Genomic DNA, 15,616 nt, shown 5'->3' with positions numbered 1-15,616 from the left:
CATCGGCCACGAGCCTCACACGACCAGGGTGAGCGTATGGCTTCCAGGAACGACGGGCTGATGTACCGGTGTGCTGATACGGCGTTGGTCCGGGCCGCTCGACATGCGGTGTTGCCGTTGCCGGCGTGGCCGGACCTGACGGACGACTCGCCGGGCCAGGTTGTTCGGTGGCGCACATGGCTGCGCCAGGTGTGGGCGCTGGATGCGGTTGCCGAGGCCATCGAGCAGGCCAGTCCTGTGCTCGCTCGGCAGATTGAGGCGATGTGCACGACGGCGAGCGCGGACACTCGGCAGATGCGGCGCACGGTGATGTCCGTGGTTCGGTACCTGCTGCGGATGACTGGCCGGGCGACGCCCTTCGGCCTGTTCGCCGGGGTCGCTCCCGCTACCTTCGGCCCCCAGCCGATGGCGGCCTGGGGCGAGGGACACCGTCCCGTCGCGCGAGCCGACGCCCGCTGGCTCAGTGATGTAACCGTCCGGCTGGAAGCCTGCCCGAACCTGTTGCAACGGCTGCCCTTGATGGCCAACTCCGCCGCGTTCGTCCGGGGCGGGCGGCTGATCGTCCCCTATCCGCCTCGGCCGCGCCGCAGCGATCGTGCCGCCACGACGGAGGTATCGCTGCGGTTCACATCCGCGGTGCGGATCGTTATGGAGGCGGCTCGGACGCCGACCCGCTTCGAGGCGTTGGCGGAGAAGGTCGCAGCCGAGTTCCCGGCCGCGGCACCGTCCGCGGTCAGGGCACTGATCACCACCCTGGTGGAACACGGCGCCCTCATCTCCAGCCTGCACGCGCCGTCCGGAACGCTTGACGCTCTGGGCCATCTGGTGGAACAGGTAGAGGCTGCCGGGGGCGACGACGTGTCGCAGAGCGCCGACCTGCTGCACCGCCTTAGGGAGATCCACGACGGCTTGGAGGAGCACAACCGCGCCGCCAGCGTGGTGGCAAGGCGGCGTCTGCGCACCGCTCTGCGGGAGAAGATGGCGGCGCTGAGCACGGCGGCGGACCAGCCGGTGGCCGTGGATCTGCGGCTGGACTGCTCGGTCGTCCTGCCGCCGCAGGTCGCCCGGGAGGCCGAGACGGCGGCGTCGGCGCTGGCTCGCCTGACGGCGTTCCCGTTCGGTACTCCAGCCTGGCAGAGGTACCACAATCGCTTCTTCGAGCGGTACGGGACCGGCTCTTTGGTGCCGCTCCGCGACGTTGTGGACCCCGATGTCGGGCTGGGCTTTCCCGAGGGCTTTCTGAATTGCGGGCCCGAACCGCGTGAGCCGGTGACCGCGCGAGATCGGCGACTGCTCGCTCTTGCCCAGGAGGCGGCGCTCGACGGCCGTGAGGAAATCCTGCTGGATGAGCAGCTGATCGGCGAGCTGCAGGCGGGGGACCATGCCGCCATGGAAGTGCCGCCGCACGTCGAGCTGCGGTTCTACCTCCGCTCCACTTCTCTGGCCGCGCTCGCCCGCGGGGACTTCGGCCTCACCGTCGTCAGTCCGTCGCGTGGTGTCGGCACGACCACCGGCCGGTTCATCGGCCTGCTGGAGCCTGACGAGCGGGCCAGGGCCGCTGCGGTGTTGGAGCATCTGCCGGTCATCGACCCCGGCTCGTTGCCGGTGCAGGTGTCGTACGCGCCGCTGCACCAGAGTGACGCCCATGTGACCCGCGCGCCCGCGCTGCTACCCGCCACGATCAGCATCGCCGAACACCGACTTCCCGGCGGGAAGGTGATCCCGCTGGAGGACGTGGCCGTGGGCTGCGACCGGCGGCGGCTCTACCTGGCCTCTCTATCTCGGAGGTGTCGGCTGGAGCCCACGATCCTGCACGCCCTTGATCTGCGCGGGCACACTCCTCCACTGGCACGGTTCCTCGCCGAGATCACCAGATCCCAGGCGGCCGTCGTCACCGCCTTCGACTGGGGCGCCGCCGGCTATCTGCCGTACCTGCCACGCGTGCGGTACGGCCGCACGGTGCTGTCTCCCGCCCGCTGGAGACTGCATCGTCGTGACCTGCCCGGCCGCTCCGCTCCCTGGCCGCAGTGGGAGAAGGCGGTGGACGAGTGGCGGACCCGGCGCCGAGCGCCGCACACCGTCGCCCTCACCGAGGGAGATCGGCTGCTGCGGCTGGACCTGAACCAGCGCGCGCACCTGGCGGTGCTGCGCGCGCATCTCGATTCCGCCGATGTCGCTGTCCTGACCGAAGTGTCCGCCAACGATGCCTGGCTTGAGGGGCACGCCCACGAGGTCGTCGTCGCGATGACGGCCGCGCGTGCCCCGCGCTGGCCGACCGTGCCGCCGGTGTCGGCCGCCCGTCTACTCACCCGCGATCACGGGCACCTCCCCGGGGCGTCCCGGTGGCTACTGGTGAAGCTCTACATGCACGTGGAGCGGCACCCCGAGATCCTGGGGCGGCATCTTGGCGAACTGTTCACGCAATGGGACGAGCCTCCGCTGTGGTGGTACCTGCGTTACCGTGACCCGCGCTGGCACCTGCGCCTGCGTATCGCGCTGCCTACCCCCTCCGAGTTCGGCGCGGCCGCAGGCCGCGTCAGCGCGTGGGCCGCACGACTTCGGCGCCATGGGCTACTGAGCGAACTGCAGTTCGCCACCTCCTACCCCGAGACGGGCCGGTGGGGCACCGGGCCGGTGATGGACGCGGCCGAAAAGGTCTTCGCCGCAGACTCGTGTGCTTTGGCCGAGCAGTTCGCCCGGCCGGACCGTCCGCACCCCCAGGCCCTGGCCGCGGCGAACTTCGTGGCGATCGCCGCCGCGTTCACTGGCAGCACCCAGCGCGGCATGGACTGGCTGATCAGGTACGGGAACGTCAGGGTTCCGCAGTCGCCTGATCGGGCGGTGCTCACCGAAGCGGTACGCCTGGCCGACCCGACCGGCGGCTGGGCGGCACTGCGGGCGGCGCCCGGCGGCACGGCCATCCTCGCCCCGTGGCAGGACCGCGACCTCGCGCTGACCCGCTACCGGGCTCTTCTAGATGAGGTCGGCGACCCCGGGCCGGACATGGTGTTGGACTCGCTGCTGCACGCCCACCACCTCCGCGCAGCCGGAATCGCCAAGGAAGACGAGCGCGTGTGCGTGCGGCTGGCACGTGCCGCCGCCTTGGCCTGGAGGGCTCGGAGGAGCACCCGGTGACTCCCCTGGCCACCGTGACCGTCGAGCAGCATCAAGCGGCGCGGACGATCGCTGCCGAGGTCGCCGAGCGGCTCGCCTCGCCGGCCGCTGCGCGCGGTGTGGACCTGAAGCAGGGCTGGTGGCCTCAGTCCCTGGCCTACGGCGCCGTCGGCGTCGCGCTGCTGCACATCGAACGGGCCCACGCCGGTGAGTCGTCTTGGCAGCGTGCTCACGACTGGCTCGCCTGTGCCGCCGCCGAACCGGTCGTCACGGGCGAGGGCAGTCACCTGTACTACGGGGCACCCGCGCTCGCGTTCGCCTTGCACGCCGCAGTTGAAAACCGGCCCGGCCGCTACGCCCGCGCTCTGGCCATCCTCGACCGGCACATCGCCGCGGCGACACGCCAACGCCTACAGCGCGCCCACACCCGGTTGGACCGCGGTGAGCTGCCCGCGCTGGCCGAGTTCGATACGATCCGCGGCCTGACCGGCATCGGCGCACTGTTGCTGCGCCGCGAGACCTGCACCGACTTGGCCCGGGACGTCCTGACCTACCTGGTGCGGCTCACCGAGCCCCTGCCCCACGACGGGGACCTGTTGCCCGGCTGGTGGAGCGACCTGGCGCCGTCCGGCAAACCGTCACCGCAGTTCCCAGATGGCCACGCCAACAGCGGGATCGCGCACGGCATCGCTGGCCCCTTGGCCCTGCTGGCGCTGGCCGCGCGTCACGGCATCGTCGTCGACGGTCAACTTGAGGCGATCGGGCGGATCTGCGGCTGGCTGGATCAATGGCGTCAACCCGGACCCGGCGGGGGCCCCGATGGAGAGTCGGACGGCGCCTGGTGGCCATACTGGATCACGCGTCGGCACCTGCGCTCCAGCCAGCCTGGCGGCGGCCCCGGGCGCCCGTCCTGGTGCTACGGGACCGCCGGGCTCGCGCGCGCCCATCAGCTCGCCGCGCTGGCCACCGGCGACAAAGCACGGCAGCAGATGGCCGAGCACGCCCTGCTGGGCGCGATGACCGATCCGGCCCAGCTCACCGCGATCGCCGACTGGTCGCTGTGCCACGGCTTCGCCGGACTCGCCCACATCACCCGGCTCGCCGCCGCCGATGCGACCACGCCCAGCCTGTCGCAGCGGCTGGCCGACTGCGTGCCGCGCCTGCTGGCCCCGATCACCGGCATCGCGCCCGACGTGGTGGCCACCTGCCTGCTGCGCCCGAGAGATGGCGGCGGCGACATCGGGTTCCTCGAAGGCGCCGCGGGCGTGGCGCTGGCCCTGCTCACCCATGCCCAGGACGACAGGCCCTCGCTTTCGGGGTGGGAGACCTGCTTGTTGATCAACTGAGCCCACGTCACCCGGACCCGCAGGAGGGGGAACCCATGGCACCACCAGAGTGGCCGCAACGCCTCATCCAGTTCACCGACTGGCCGAACGCCGAGATGGTGGCTGTGGAACATCTACTGCCCGCGCTGGTCGCCACACACGTCGGCGAGGAGCTCACCCGGTGGTCGTTCGTGCGGAAATATCCCACCTGGCGGCTGCGTCACCACACCTCGGACCAGCGCGTGTCCCAGCGTCTGGACCGCGTGCTGGACGACCTGATGTCCGGCGGACTGATCCGCGAATGGACGCCGGGCATCTACGAACCGGAGACCACCGCATTCGGCGGCACCGCCGGCATGGACGTCGCTCACACGCTGTTCCACCACGACAGCCACCACATCCTGCGCCACCTCGCCCGCCGGCACACCCCAGGGCAGAGGGGCACGCCAAGTCTTGGCCGCCGTGAACTGGCGATCCTGCTGCCCAGCGTGGCGATGCGCGCCGCCCGACTGGACTGGTACGAGCAGGGGGACGTGTGGGCCAAAGTCGCCGCGCAACGTCCCCCCGAGCAGCCTCGTGCCGAGCGCGGCCCGCTCTCAGCCGGACGGCTCACGGATGCCGTGCGTCGGCTCATGACCGTCGACGTCGGCCCGAGCAGCAGTCCCATTACCGGCGGACGGCTATCGCACCTGGCCGAATGGATCGCCGCGTTCGAGCAGGCCGGTCAACAGCTCGCAGATCTCAATGGCCGTGGACGGCTGGAACGAGGACTGCGAGCCGTACTCGCCCACCATTTGATCTTCCACTGGAACCGCTTGGGTCTCGCGCGCGAGGACCAAGGCACCTTGGCAGCACTGGCGAAAGAGGTAGTCATGGAAACCGAAGACAACGCCGTGTTCCCCCGTAGGGCGGGCTCGCGGAACACTACCGTTGGCGCGGTGAGCAGCAACACGATCGGCACCTCCGCCGAGCACCTTCGCACCGCCCTGGTGGACCAACTCATGGAGCAAGGGCGCATCCGCACAGCCCGCGTCCGCGAAGCGATGCGGACGGTGCCCCGCCACGTGTTCGTCCCGCATGCTCCCTTGGAGAAGGCGTATGCGAACACGACGGTGGACACCAAGTTCGACGCCGGCGGCGCGCCAATCAGTTGTGCATCTCAGCCCGACATCGTGGCCATGATGCTCGAACAGGCCCAAGTCGAACCAGGCCACAAGGTGCTGGAGCTGGGCGCCGGGACCGGGTACAACGCCGGTCTGCTCGGCCACCTGGTGGGCGAGCGCGGCCACGTCACCACGATCGACGTCGACGACGATATCGTGCAGGGAGCGCGAGCCGGGCTGACCTCCGCCGGCATCGACAACGTAACGGTCGTCCTGGGCGACGGAGCGCTCGGCTACGCCGACAACGCGCCCTACGACCGCATCATCGCCACGGTCGGCGCGCACGGAGTGCCGCACGCATGGCTGGACCAGCTCGCCTCCACAGGACGGCTGCTTGCACCGCTGCGGCTGCGCGGAAGCGTCTCCCGCTCGATCGCCTTCGAACGCAAGGACGGCGCCTGGCGAAGCGTCAACAGCGAAATGAACACCTTCATGCCCCTGCGCCAGGGCATCGCCGACGATCCGCGGCGTCTGGTCCCACTGACCCCCGACAGCACCGTGACGCTGGTAACCAACGGCGACCAAACTGTCGACGCCGAAGCACTCGCCGACGTACTCCACCAGCCCCGCTGCGAAGTTTGGACCGGCGTCACCTTTCGCGGCCCCGAGTCGGCAGAGTGGCTGGAACTATGGCTCACCTGCACAATGCCCAACGGCCTGAGCCGGATGCCCGCCACCAGGCAGGCCATCGACAACGGCCTGCTCAGCGCCCCCTACCCCAGTTCCACCGCGACCTTCGACCACGGAGCACTCACCTACCTGACCCGACGCAAGGCCACAAAGACCGCCCCAGACGGCGCCACGCTGTATGAGTTCGGCGTCATCGGCCACGGCCCCGGTGGCGACAAGCTCGCCGAACAGGTGGCCGATGCCGTCCGCACCTGGGACGGTGAGTACCGCGGCCGCCAGGCCGAATTCGAGCTCCAACCACTCGACAGCGAATCCCCCAAGTCGCGTCCCGGCCGATTCGCCTTCGACAACGCCCTGAATCGGATCATCATCGAGTGGCGATGAAATGGACATCGCCCAGATAGCAAGGCGATTCCCGCTGGTCGCTCGCCCGCGCCCTCCATGCCTGCCCCTCGCCGAGCGGGTTCGCCAGATCGGCGACCTGGCACGCGCTGCCGAAAGCGACGGCAACCAGGCGCTGGCCGCCGCCGCGCAGAACAAGGCGGCACTGATCGCCAGCGACTGCGGCCTGCCTGACCTGGCGAGTTCCTTGTGCTGGCGTCACTTCGAGACCTACCTCAGCGGCCGGCCACTGGACCCGGCGGTGGCCCGGCATGCCCTGGAGCCCCTGGTCAACCTCGCCCGACTACTGATCCGGGAGGGCGACGGCGACGGCGCCTACCGCCTGCTCGGCACGCTGTTCCACGCGGTCACCGCCCGCACAGACACCGAGTTAGACGGTCGGTACGTGTCCTTCCGAAACTTCACCACCCCAGGCGAGGACCACCGCACCCTCTGCCAGTGGCTCTGGACCGTCCTGCTCGCCGACGGCACCCGAGCCCTGGCCAGCGCAGGCAGGTGGGAAGAGGCACTGACCCACGCCGAGCGACACAAAGGCGTCGGACGTCGGCTCCTGGACGGACGCCAGGTGGCCGTACTGGCCCACCTGCATGCCGACGATCCCGCTACTGCATTCACACTGCTCCAGGACAGCACCCCCGCAGAACCATGGGAACAAACGGTCACGGCCTGCCTGACTGTCCTGTGCCTATCTGCCACCGCGCGGCCGGTCGATTCCGCCCTGACCACCATGGTGAACAACTACCTAAGACTGCACACCGCCCCAGGACTCGCGGTGTTCCACGCACGTCTGGGCATGACCGTCATCGACCTCGCAGAAGCAGCCGAACGCCGCCCCGACGCTGCACCGGCCGCCACTCGGCTACTCCAGGAGGCAGTGGCCAACGGGGACGGATACGTGGCACGAGACATTCTCGCCCATCACCTATGCCGCACCCAGCTGCTCACCACCGAGCAGAACACCCTGTCGAACAGGGTCCAGCTCTCCGGACTCCATCGCGGAACCATTCCCGACCACCTCATGGCCGATCTTCTAGCCGCAGTGAAGGCGAGCGAGACGGTCACAGCACGACACAGACTACTGCGAGCCATGCAGTGATCCACTCAAAGGTGGTCCGGACGGCGAAGAGTGGACGGCGTGGTGTCGATGCGCGACTGGTGCCTGGCCGTGCGCAGCAAGAACTGTCGGTACTTGGCCAATGTGCAAATCACCATCGACGCCAATACCCACTTGGTCACGGCCGTCCCCAACCCGGTGCCGGGCAACCGTAATGACTACCAAGGTTTACCGCGACTCGGGGCATCGACGGGCACTGGCAGACGGCACATGATGGGCGATGGCGCCCTGTGGGGCCCACCCTGAGGTGGTCATCCCCTATTGCAGCCCAGGGACGGTAGTAGCCCGCAGCTGCCCTAGCGTCCCTGCGGGCGCCAGCGCTGAAGATTCGCGGGGGCGCTGCCGTAGCTCTGCAGAAGCCGGCGTCAGGTGGTGGATCTGCTCGGCCGAGCGCATGCGAGATGGCCCCGCTCAATTACCGCCAGTTCAATCTGCTGCTGGAGGATCCGGTACTGGCCGAAGCCAGCCTGGCCTGGTCGACCCAAGTCAGGTTCGTGCCCGCCGTACGATGAAATGTTGACCAGCCTCCCGACAGCCCTTCGGATAGCCGCCATGACCACGACCCAACACGCAAATCAACATCTTTGCAAAGATTCTCCACTATACAGGTCTCCAGAAAAATGCAATCCAAAGCCAGAAAGGAAAATTATGGCCTTCCGGATCATATCTCCCACGGCCCCTCCCGAAAAGCAGCACCAATCAGGCGTGTCAACAAAAGAAAAATCCTCCCAAAGGAAATGGAAATATATGGCACCATGCGCCACTCGCCACTCAAGCATGTCACCCCTGGGCGTCGATTCACTAAAAGGTGCCACGAGTGGAGCAACACATATATCACGCCCTGGCCAATCAACTTGATCTATCGCGAGATCAATAATATAGCCCTCGCATATGACAGCAACATGCCCAGCCCAACCGGCCTCTCCGCACCTGGCACCACCCCTTGGATTTCCCAATCTCGCCAGCATGACACCCTCTATTGCCAGCGGATTAGGAACATCCCTTTCAATTGCCTGCCGCAGTGCCTCATTCGCAACTACGGCGCAAACCGAAACTGGCCGTGGCTCAAATCCACACGAATGAAGTACCTCAGTTACTACGCGCGCAGTAGCAACACATGAGTTTGCTGGCCACACCTCCCGCATCCAAGGCCTAACCACTTCACGAAGCACCTGCAGGATAGCGGCCAGGTTAGCCTCAGAATTCGCAATCATAATGACATCTTCCTGTACTTAGCGGCCAACTACTGCGGCAATCAAGTCAGCCAGTTCACTCAGCGACTGAATTCCGACGTCACTAGTAGTAGCCACCGCCAGACGTCTGGTCAAGCATTGTAGTGAAATTCTGGATGCCAACTTCCCGGGTCTCTGCAAATTTTCCAATTCCAATAAATGTCCGCAATGGGGCACTTGGCTACTTCTGTGGCATTGGAGTAGTTCGACGCGTTGTTGGACCATCCCCGCGCCGCTCCTACGTCTGACCCCTCGCGCCGGGCCTCACCTCCGACGCCCCGGCCGCCATAGCGCTATACTTGGTGCGCTGAGATGTCGCATTCACATCCCCCGTTGGGCTGCTAGAAGGGTCACTCCGTGAGTACAGCTGCGTCCCCCTCCTCTTTGCAGGCCGGCTTGCGTGGCGGCGGACTTACACTTCACTGTCCGCTTCGTGGTCCCCTCAAGGCGACTGCGCGGCGCTCAGACGGCCTTGGACCGTCTGAGGAGAAGCTCCGCATCGACATGATCCGTCACCTGCTCAGCCTCGGCTATCCGAAAGAGCAGATCACTACTGAGGCAATCGTGTACCGGCTTGGTAACGCCGGACGGAACAGTCTTCGGACTGATGTGGTTGTCTACGACATTTCAGCTGAAGAAGCTCGTAACATGAAGACTGAGGATCGCCTTCTTCACGCGGTGGTTCTCGGTGAAGTCAAGCGTGATAACACGGACGCCAGCAAGGCAAAAGAGACTCAAGTTAAGCCGCTCCTCGGTCCCGCCAAGCGCGGCGCCCTTGCTATCTATTGGGATGATGTTGAGCAGAGGGTCTTTTGGCATGACAGAGAAAAGCGAGTAAGAGAAGCCCCGCTCGCCGCGCTTCCTCGGTATGGCGAATCGTTTAGGGGCGCCCCCAAGCTCACGTTCTCTGACCTGAAGTCTCCAGGTTCGCTCCTGGACCTATTCGCCCGTATCGAAGACGTCCTTCATGCCGACGCTATCGATAAGGAGACTAGGTATACGGTAATGCTCCAGCTTCTGCTAGCGAAGCTGTTTGACGAGATGGAGTACGTCGACCGTCCAAATGATGCACTGAACCTGCAAGACCCAATTGCGCTTGGCATGCCGCATGAGATAACCGAGAAGGCATTCAACGCCGTCTTGACTAAGGCAGTCGAGTATTTCGGCGCCAAGCTGCCTAAGAGCGTGCCAAACCGAGTACAAGTCAAGGGTGAGGCTCTTCGGCAATCACTGACCCTTCTTGCCGACAGAAATCTGAGCCAGGCAAGCCCCCGGCTGGTTCAGGACTTCTATATGAAGTTCGCCAAAGACCTCTACCGCTGGGATATGGCGCAGTACTTCACTCCGACCACACTGAGTGATTTCATTGTCGAACTCGTGGCCCCTAGCAAGACCGATCGCGTCAAGGATCCCGCAGCTGGATCTGCCGACTTTCTGATGGCGACTCACCGACGTCGGACCGGCAAGCGAAGCCTGGTCAACACCCTGTTTGGGGCAGATAACAATGTAACAGCTGTCCAAGTTGCCGAACTAAACAAAGTTCTACAAGGAGCAACCGACACTGAAATCACACTTGAAGACTCTCTAGCCAACGTCGACGCGCAGCACAACAATGAACGCTATGACGTCGTGATATGCAATCCGCCCTTCGGTACGAACATTACCGAGAAGCACATCACGACTCTCGCAAAGTTCGACCTAGGGCATGAGTGGATCGTCGATAGCAAGGGTCGTCTCCAAAGAGACAACAAAATACGCAAGGCACAGCAGAAAGGGATTCTCTTTCTCGAGGCGTGCGTTCGCATGGTTAAACCTGATGGACGAATTGCCATCATTCTCCCTAACGGCTATTTGGCTAACCGCTCGAGTCAGTACTTGGTTCTGAGAGAATGGCTTCTGCGACACTGCCGGATTGCAGCCATCGTGGCATTCCCTCGATTCACGTTCAAGCAAAGCGGAGCCGATGTATCTGCCTCCGTCATCCTACTTGAGAAGAGAAAAACTCCGCTCGCCGACAGCAAAGAGACGGACAGTTATGCAGTAGCAGTCGAGATGGTCGAGAAGGTCGGCTGGGAAGTTGGCAACAAAGGTGGGCGGCCGACTTGGAAACGAGCCCCTGAAGATGGCACCGAAATTGTAATTGACGGCGAGAAGGTTCTCGATCAAGACCTCACAGGAGTACTACAGCGGCTTCGGTCGAGCGACGCGCGGACTTACTTCTCGTGGCTGGGAGGACAAGGCGAGCTCCATCCTGGCTCGGGCTGGGCGATTCCTATCGAGCGCATTATTGCAGACCCCAAGCTCACACTGGACCCGAAGCGGCACAGTAGGAAGTTCATAGAAGCACAGCAGGAAGTGATCAACGCTGGCGAGTACTTTTCCCTTCGTGATGTCGTGGACATCGTTCCCGAAGTATCGCTTGGGAAGTCAGGCCGCTTCGCCTCCGATCTCTACAAGTATGTAGAGATCGCCGACGTAGGCGTAGGCACGTATGAATGGACTGAGATGCGCGGATGGGAACTGCCAGATCGCGCTAAACATTCAGCGGCGCCTGGAGACATATTTGTCGGAGCAATCTGGTCCTCTGTGCGCAAGTGGTTCATGGCGGGAGGTGATTGCACTAGGCTTGTGGTGACAAACGGCTTTCACCGGCTACGCATCAAGCCCGGATTGGAGGAGTACCGATTCGACTTGGTGGTCGGTCTCTGCCTAGAGACTTACAGGACACAAATGCGTGCCCTTGCCCGGGGTTCTGATGGCTTGGCAGAAATTCACGCGGATGACCTCTTGGAGGTGGTCCTTCCTCGAATCAAAAGCGAGGATGCTAGGGAGCGACTCAAGCCATTCGTGGAACAACTCGAGATCGGGCATACCTCATTGCGAGCTGCGGTCGAAGAGTTGAGCAGGAATGAGGCACTCGGCTTCGTCGACGTGCCAAACCGGCATAGTCATGTGGTACTCGTTTAGCCCGACAACGACATGTCATAATGTGAAGGGCTGATCCAGGGCTAATCAGACTGACTGGCGGATGTGGCGACGGGGTAGTCGGCCGAGTTCGAAGGATGCTGAGGTCGAGAGCCGCGAGCGCCTGGCCGCGCCCCTCATCGACAGGCTGTGGCCTCCCCTTGTCCCCCAACGCGCGCTCGACACGGCGATCCAGGAGCGACGCCCGAGCCCGGCACACTGATCCACTCCAAGCACCGGGTGCGCCTCTTGGGCAATCACCGAGCGCGCCAAGAGCTCTGGCATGGTCGCTCCATGGGCTCAGTCGGCAAGTGTTCAGACAACGCCGTCATCTGTCGTTCTGGGCCGGATGCAGACCGAGCTCCTCAATCGGCAACGCTGGTGCAGCTACGTCGAACTGGGCTCATCCACCCAGGCATCTGCGCCGACGCCGACCCGCTCCTTCCCCCGGGGAGCGCTCCTGCTCGGCTCCGGGCTGCTGGAGCGGCCACTCTGTGGTGGTCCTAGACTTCAGCGCGGACCTCGACTCGGTCGTCCCAGCGGCGATCGCGGGTGATCTGCGTCGATGAGTGCAGTCCCTTGGACCTGCACCCGCGTCCCAGCCACGTTGGCGCGCCGAGGCCGACGGCCTGGGCCGCAGACGCGCGCACAGGTAAGCGACGATTCACTCTGGATGTTCGGCAAGCCGCCTCCCGCAGTGCTCCCGTGCCCATCCGGAACAGCCAGAAGTCGACTGCTGAAGGCACGCCAGCACTTGGCGGCAAAGAGGTGAGAACCCGGCGTCGTGATTCGCGCCACCGATCAGCACCTCCTGCACATAGGCCAGTTCGGTCGCTCGGTGGTCGCTCGGCGGCCACGGTAGGGAGCGGTACAGGGCGTCACGGAGTGACACGCAAATCAGGGTAGACGTGGACGCGGCGGCACGTTCTGGTGTCCGGTGGCACGGGAGATACGGATCGGGGCTGGCTTTTAATCCGTAGGTTGTGGGTTCGAGTCCCACGCGACCCACCACCCCTGACCAGGGCAAACGCGAGTTCGCCCCGGTATGTCCCCGCCAGCGTCGACCCGTCCAGGTCCTCGATGTCGTCGGGTGAGGCGAGGGGGTTGGCCGGCAGCCGGGTGTTCTCCTCGAAGATCTCCTCGGCCCGGCGGTAGGAGAGCCGGGCCCGGCCGGTCTCCGGGCACACGTCGAGCGTCGGTGTTCCGGCCGGGGCCTTGCGGTCGGTGCGGAACAGCGGGCCGCGGGTGCGGCGGGCGATGAGGCGGGGCAGGAGCTGGGCGGTGCCGGACTGCCAGTGAATCCACTCGGTCGCCCCGCCCTTGGCGGTGATCCTGCCGCGCTTGTCCTGCGGGTAGAGGTCTTCCACGTTCAGGCACAGCACCTCGTCGGCCCGCGCGGCGGACTCATAGAGCATCTTCCACTGCGTCTTCTCCCGCGGCGCGACGTCGAGGCGCCACAGAGCGGCGATCTGGTTTCTCCGCGAGAGCCTTGGTGCGGTCCGGCGGTGCCGGCCGCCGCTCGATGCCGATTGTCGGATCGCCTTCGATCCAGCCCTGGCGCTGCCACCAGCCGATCGCCTTGCGCGCGATGGACAGCTCCCGGTTGACGGTGTCGGCGTCCACTCGTCCGCCCGCGCCGCCGCCAGCTCGGCCAAGACCTCCGGCAGTGCCGGGTCGTCGATCGCGGTGACGGGGAAGACGGGCGGCTTCGCGCTCCGGCGGGAGGGGCCGGTCGGCGCCGGTTCGCCGGCGAGCATCCACCCCCACGTCGTGAGGGAGATTCGGTAGATGCGCGCGGAGGACTTCGCGATGCCGGCGCCGGTGAGGTAGCGCTCGACCGCCGCGGTGTACGACGAGGGCGGGGCGGACAGGGGCACTACCCGGGCGCGCGGCAGCCGGAGCGCGCCCCCACTCCCGGACTCGGTCACCGGTTCGATCATCACGTCCGTCCCATCCTTCCAGCACTGTCGCAGTAAATGCGTACACCTCGCCCCGGCGGCCGGACTGCCCCGCCGCAGGTCGCGGCGATCACGGTTGGGGCTCTGCCACAGTAAATCCGGCACTTACTGCGACATCACCCTGCCAAACCGTCAGGCGACAGAAGTCCGATAAGCCGACCTCGAAGCGGAGCTGGAGCTACCGCCAACCGCTGTACCGCCCACCCTCGCGCCAAGCCCAGCCCTGAGCGTCACTCGGCGCTACATGACCGTTCGCCGTAGCTATACGAGAACAGGGCCGTGACCGCCAGATCCCGTACCGACAGGACACCCTCGGCCGGGGTCGCGGTGCTCGGCCAGACTGATCACCTGCCCCGCCGTGCGCGGCGCGCAGATGACGTTGGCGGTGCGCGGGTGCCGGGGCGGAAAGGACAGCTGTACCGGCAGCGCGCCCTGCACTGCTGCGGGCAGGCGAGCACATCAGCCCCGTGACCTGGCTGGAGAAGCCACCGACTACATTTCACTCAGCGCGATGGACATGATCACCACAGCGCAGGAAATCCCGCCAAGGAGAACGACCCCGGACGCCGCCAGAGCGAGACCCGGCCGTAGGAGGCGGCGCGTCACCAGATAGGCCACCGCGCACGCCAGAAAAGCGGCCACCGAAAGGTAGAGCACGAACACGGATGCCAGTCCCACGAGAACGGCACTGCCCAGCGCGGCCGCCACCCTGGCCCCACCACGAAGGTCACGGCCGACGAGTGCGTAGGTGACGACTCCGGCGAACGCGGCGCAGCCGGCCAGCATCGCAGGGATGATCAGATCATCTGGCATGCGGTCCTCCTCCCAATCCGAAAACGCGTTGGCGTCACGTACGACCCCGACTCGGGCCGAAAAGTTCGATCGCCGTTCCACATTGAGCACACGCACGAGGTGCCGATGTCCCGCGTACGCGGACGACCTGGTGAATGGGCCACCCAGGTCGGCGGGAACTCCCGCAGCGCGGAAGGATGAAACGGTTCGCCCAGCATAGGCGGAGCTGGGGCACAACGCTTGACTGTCCGGATGGTTAAGGGAGCAAGGCCGGGTGGCACGTCTTGCGAGGGGGGATGTGCCGGTGCATGGAGTGCCACGGTTGGACGGTCAGGCATTGCGTCGGGCCCGGCTGGCGTGTGGGCTGAGCCTGGACGCACTCGCCGAGGCCCTGGGCAGCGGGGCGACCCGTCACCAGCTGATCGCCTGTGTGGCCGGGCGGTGCCGACCGGACCCGCCGCGACTCGTGGCGCTGGCCAAGGCCCTGGACGTACCGCCCGAACAGCTCGCAGGGGTCAAGCCGTACTGGGCGAACCTGGCGGATCTGCGGCACTGGGCAGCGCTGACGGCCGAGGCGGCGGCGCCGTCGTTCGGTTTCAGCCGCTGGTCACTGCTGCGGGCCGAGAAGACCGGGCAGCTCCCGCTGTTCTGGGGCACCCGCGACGCGTTCGTCAGGATCGCGGCCCATTGCTACGCCCGCCCGCACGGGATCGTGCTGGGCGCGCTGCGACGGACCGAGCTGCGTCACGCCACGCTCGCGAGCCGCTTGCTCGGCTGATGCTCCCTTGAGCGACCGTGCGATCAAGGGAGCCCCGCAACGGCATGCTCTGCCTGCCCCCGTAGGTGGACGGCCCGTACACCGAGCAGCTGTACTCGTCGCGGTCCCAGCCTGTGACGGCTCGCCCGGTCAGCGCCGTGACGG

At 65.8% G+C, this 15,616-nt stretch carries 9 protein-coding genes; 6 read left to right on the top strand and 3 right to left on the bottom strand.

Translation table 11 applies throughout. The features are described from left to right. The first annotated feature begins 36 nt into the window (after positions 1–36). The 5 genes from ABZ801_RS12000 to ABZ801_RS11980 all read left to right on the top strand — a co-directional run bounded on the left by ABZ801_RS12000 (position 37) and on the right by ABZ801_RS11980 (position 11,947). Complete coding sequence (locus ABZ801_RS12000) at positions 37–3,135, top strand: lantibiotic dehydratase (RefSeq protein WP_360696323.1); 3,099 nt, start codon at positions 37–39, stop codon at positions 3,133–3,135. 14 nt (positions 3,136–3,149) lie between these two features. Continuing rightward, positions 3,150–4,460 carry a lanthionine synthetase C family protein gene (locus tag ABZ801_RS11995; RefSeq protein WP_360696320.1) on the top strand — a complete coding sequence of 437 codons (1,311 nt, stop codon included), beginning with the start codon at positions 3,150–3,152 and terminating at the stop codon, positions 4,458–4,460. A gap of 35 nt (positions 4,461–4,495) precedes the next feature. Beyond that, on the top strand, positions 4,496–6,616 hold the full coding sequence (fxlM, locus tag ABZ801_RS11990; protein ID WP_360696317.1) for a methyltransferase, FxLD system: 2,121 nt from the start codon (positions 4,496–4,498) through the stop codon (positions 6,614–6,616). A 1-nt stretch (position 6,617) separates the two neighbouring features. Then, positions 6,618–7,730, top strand: a complete 1,113-nt coding sequence (locus ABZ801_RS11985; RefSeq protein WP_360696315.1) for a hypothetical protein — start codon at positions 6,618–6,620, stop codon at positions 7,728–7,730. A 1,754-nt stretch (positions 7,731–9,484) separates the two neighbouring features. Then, positions 9,485–11,947, top strand: a complete 2,463-nt coding sequence (locus tag ABZ801_RS11980) for an N-6 DNA methylase (protein WP_360696312.1) — start codon at positions 9,485–9,487, stop codon at positions 11,945–11,947. Positions 11,948–12,822: 875 nt separating this feature from the next. On the opposite strand, the gene ABZ801_RS11975 is transcribed toward ABZ801_RS11980, so the two are convergent. The 3 genes from ABZ801_RS11975 to ABZ801_RS11965 form a co-directional block, all read right to left on the bottom strand. Then, positions 12,823–13,887: a site-specific recombinase gene (locus ABZ801_RS11975; protein WP_360696309.1), complete on the bottom strand. Its 1,065-nt coding sequence runs from the start codon at positions 13,885–13,887 to the stop codon at positions 12,823–12,825. 276 nt (positions 13,888–14,163) lie between these two features. Beyond that, a complete protein-coding gene (locus tag ABZ801_RS11970) occupies positions 14,164–14,352 on the bottom strand; it encodes a lantibiotic dehydratase (RefSeq protein ID WP_360697112.1) in 189 nt (62 codons plus the stop codon). A 42-nt stretch (positions 14,353–14,394) separates the two neighbouring features. After that, positions 14,395–14,715 carry a hypothetical protein gene (locus ABZ801_RS11965; protein ID WP_360696306.1) on the bottom strand — a complete coding sequence of 107 codons (321 nt, stop codon included), beginning with the start codon at positions 14,713–14,715 and terminating at the stop codon, positions 14,395–14,397. A gap of 301 nt (positions 14,716–15,016) precedes the next feature. Between ABZ801_RS11965 and ABZ801_RS11960 the strand changes: the two genes are divergently transcribed. Next, positions 15,017–15,472 carry a helix-turn-helix transcriptional regulator gene (locus tag ABZ801_RS11960; RefSeq protein ID WP_360696303.1) on the top strand — a complete coding sequence of 152 codons (456 nt, stop codon included), beginning with the start codon at positions 15,017–15,019 and terminating at the stop codon, positions 15,470–15,472. The last annotated feature ends 144 nt before the right edge of the window (positions 15,473–15,616 follow it).

Source organism: Actinomadura sp. NPDC047616 (assembly GCF_040642915.1).
GTDB classification, from domain to species: Bacteria; Actinomycetota; Actinomycetes; order Streptosporangiales; family Streptosporangiaceae; genus Spirillospora; species Spirillospora miaoliensis.
The sequence above is the reverse complement of the archived record's forward strand: the minus strand, read 5'-3'. Positions and strand labels throughout refer to the sequence as shown.

Excerpts from the sequence above, each read along its gene's own strand:
- ABZ801_RS11980 (WP_360696312.1), top strand. The coding sequence starts at position 9,485 with ATGATCCGTCACCTGCTCAGCCTCGGCTATCCGAAAGAGCAGATCACT.
- ABZ801_RS11985 (WP_360696315.1), top strand. The coding sequence starts at position 6,618 with ATGGACATCGCCCAGATAGCAAGGCGATTCCCGCTGGTCGCTCGCCCG.
- ABZ801_RS11965 (WP_360696306.1), bottom strand. The coding sequence starts at position 14,715 with ATGCCAGATGATCTGATCATCCCTGCGATGCTGGCCGGCTGCGCCGCG.
- fxlM (WP_360696317.1), top strand. The coding sequence starts at position 4,496 with ATGGCACCACCAGAGTGGCCGCAACGCCTCATCCAGTTCACCGACTGG.
- ABZ801_RS12000 (WP_360696323.1), top strand. The coding sequence starts at position 37 with ATGGCTTCCAGGAACGACGGGCTGATGTACCGGTGTGCTGATACGGCG.